Here is a 1,854-nt window from a genome sequence, read left to right as displayed (position 1 = left end):
CGAAGCTGCTGTCCGGCGCCCTGCGCGCCTGGATCAGCGAGGTCGGCTCCGACAACATGGAGTGGGAGCGCAAGGAGTACGCCAACGGCACCGAGTTGCACGCCTGGCTCACCCGGAACGTCGAGGAGGAGAGCGATCTGCAGGAGCACTGGGCGTTCCGGGTCATCCTCGCCAAGCACCCCATCGCCGTGCTGAACCGCTTCCGCAAAGCGCAGTTGGCCGCCAGGCAGAGCAGGAAGGCCGACAACCGGCACCTGGTCCTCATCCGGGCCTCGGCCTGGTCCCCCGGCGCCAAGACCCAGCAGGAGCTCGCCGAGTTCGAGGCCGCCGGTGGGCTGAAGGTGAAGCTCTCCGACGCGGACGTCCGCACGTTCTGGGCGTTGCAGCAGATGACCGAGGCCGGGCACGCCGAGTACCAGGACTGGCTGATCGAGCGACGGCCCGCCGGGAAGTCACAGCTGCTCTCCTCGGCCCTGTCCAAGGCCCTCACCACGCACCGCGCCGCCACCCCGAGAGCCCCCGCGTCCCGCCGCAAGGCGGGCCCCGCGAAGAACCCCGCCGCCGACCGCTCGGACGGCACCCACCCACCACCCGATCCCGACGCCATCACCGTCGGCACGACCCTCGTCGGCGGCGCCCCCGTCCAGGTCGAGCTGGCCGCCCTGCGCAAGCACACCGCCGTCTTCGCAGGCTCCGGGTCGGGCAAGACCGTGCTGCTGCGGCGGATCGTGGAGGAGTGCGCGCTGCGCGGCGTCTCCTCGATCGTGCTCGACCCGAACAACGACCTGGCCCGCCTCGGCGACGCCTGGCCGGACGCGCCGGACGGGTGGGCGCCGGGGGACGCCGCGCTGGCCGGGCGCTACCTGGCCGGGACCGACGTCGTCGTCTGGACGCCCGGTTGGGCGAGCGGTCGGCCGCTGGCCTTCCAGCCGCTGCCCGACTTCGCCGTCGCGGACGGGGACGAGTTCACCGCCGCCGTCGAGGTGGCCGTCGCGGCGCTGGCGCCGCAGGCCAGGCTCACCGGGGGGACCGCCAGGACGAGCATCGGGCTCGCGGTGCTGCGCGGGGCCGTGGAGCGCCACGCCCGCACGGGATCGCGCAGCGTCCGGGGCCTGATCGCCCTGCTGGCCGACCTGCCGGAGGGGGTGACCGACATCAACGACGGCCGGAAGATCGCCGCAGACCTGGCCGAGGTGCTCAAGGCCGCCGTGGTCAACGACCCGCTGTTCGCGGGGGAGGGCCACCCCGTCGACCCCGGCGCCCTGCTCACCCCCGCCGACGGGAAGCGCGCCAGGATCTCGGTCATCAACCTCATGGGGCTGCCCTCGGACGAGCAGCGGCAGAGCTTCGTCAACCAGCTCCAGATGGAGCTGTTCTCCTGGATCAAGCGCAACCCCGCAGGGGAACGCCCGCTGGGCGGGCTGTTCGTCGTGGACGAGGCGCAGAACTTCGCGCCCTCCGGCACGATGCTGGCGAGCACCCGCAGCACCATCGCGCTCGCCTCGCAGGCCCGCAAGTACGGGCTCGGGCTGGTGTTCGCCACGCAGGCCCCCAAGGGGCTGCACAACCAGGTCGTCGGCAACAGCACGACCCAGTTCTTCGGCAGGCTCAACAGCCCGGTCCAGATCAACGCGGCCACCGAGCTGGCCAGGGCCAAGGGCAGCTCGGTCGCGGACATCTCCCGGTTGGAGCGCGCCCAGTTCTACGTGTCGGGGGAGGCGTTCGGCTTCCGCAAGGTCGCCACGCCGCTGTGCCTGAGCCACCACCCGGCGAGCCCGCTGCACTCCGAGGAGGTCCTGCAGCGGGCGCGCGCCGGGGACGGCGGGCGGGGGGCGTAGCGCGGTGGTCGCGGCG

General features: G+C 73.1%; 1 protein-coding gene. It reads left to right on the top strand.

The window, feature by feature from the left end:
• A partial coding sequence (locus ACTUAL_RS01555; protein WP_440899001.1) for an ATP-binding protein occupies nucleotides 1–1,838 on the top strand: 1,838 nt, incomplete at its 5' end.
• Nucleotides 1,839–1,854 lie beyond the last annotated feature (16 nt).

The sequence above is a fragment of the Actinosynnema sp. genome, assembly GCF_052038725.1.
Note: the sequence above shows the minus strand (reverse complement) of the source record. Positions and strands in the feature narration are given on the sequence as shown.